The sequence below is a fragment of the Rhizobium sp. SRI_017 genome, assembly GCF_057586295.1.
Genome location: NZ_JBYCZP010000064.1, coordinates 1 through 1,228, shown reverse-complemented (window position 1 = coordinate 1,228; position 1,228 = coordinate 1). Strand labels below are relative to the sequence as shown.

At 56.8% G+C, this 1,228-nt stretch carries 1 protein-coding gene; it reads right to left on the bottom strand.

Features of this window, described 5'->3' with window-relative positions:
- Window positions 1-292 precede the first annotated feature (292 nt).
- The coding region (locus tag AC2YI2_RS34990) for an IS110 family RNA-guided transposase (RefSeq protein WP_487391119.1) at window positions 293-1,228 on the bottom strand (936 nt) is incomplete at its 5' end.

The window sequence follows — 1,228 nt, the reverse complement described above, 5'->3', positions numbered from 1 at the left end:
TGTGTGGATGCCCCCGGTTTGGCAAGAAGATTTTTTTGACGGTAGTCTGCGAACGTGGAATTCTATCGGTCGTGTGTCAGGCCTCTTGATGTGGCCTGATTAGCCACGGGCCGGGATGCAGTTCGAAGAACAGGGACCACATCGGTTCAGAGAGCTTTGTGCTCGAGCGCCGGGACTGGTTTACCCCATTCTGAACATTGAAGTCCTTTCCGCATCGTTCCGTCAGTCGATCTTCTCACCGGGGCTTTTGGCCCCAGGCATCACCGCATTACCTTTCGAGAAAGGCAGCGGATTACGCCATTCTGTAATTCTGCTCCGTGGTCATCATTGCCCATATGATGCGCGCCATCTTGTTGGCGAGCGCGACAGCCGCCACCATTCGAGGCTTTCGTCCCAGAATGCCTCCAAGCCAGTTGTCCGGTAAGACGCCCTTGCGCACTATCCAGCGAATCAGGCTCATGGCCCCCACGATGAGTAGCTTTCGGATATCGGTTTGCCCCATCTTGCTGACACCGCCCAATCGTGTCTTGCCACCCGTGGAGTGCTGCCTGGGCACAAGGCCGAGCCAGGCAGCAAAGTTCCGGCCGCTCTTGAATGCACGAAGATCGGGAGCGAACGCTAAGATCGCGCCGGCGGTCACGGGCCCAACGCCGGGAACGGTGCAAAGTCGACGCATATCTTCGTTCGCCTTGGTAGCTTCTCGAAGCTTCAGCATAAGCCCATCAATCTTCTCGGTCAGCAGCCTGATCTGGTCCAGGTAAAGCTGACCAATCTCTCTGACTCCATCAGGGAGATCATTTGTCTCATCGGCCAGAATGCCCACAACCGCAGTGAGATTGGCTGGTCCTTGAGCAACGACGATCCCGAATTCGCCGAGGTGCCCACGCAACGCATTGATGAGCTGGGTGCGCTGGCGCACGAAGCACTGGTGCGTTCGAAACGCCACTGCACGCGCCTGATGTTCAGCACTCTTGACTTCAACATAGTGCATGTTCGGGCGCAGCGCGGCCTCTGCAATTGCTGCTGCATCGGCTGCGTCATTCTTCTGCCGCTTGACGAAGGGCTTCACGTAAATGGGTGGGATCAGACGTACCTTGTGGCCGCAGCCTTGAGCAAAGCGACCCCAGAAATGGCTGGTGGCGCAAGCCTCCATCGCGACGATGCAAAGTGATTGCTCACTCAAAAGCTGCTGCAATCGAGTCCGTGACAGTACCCGGTTGAATAGAAC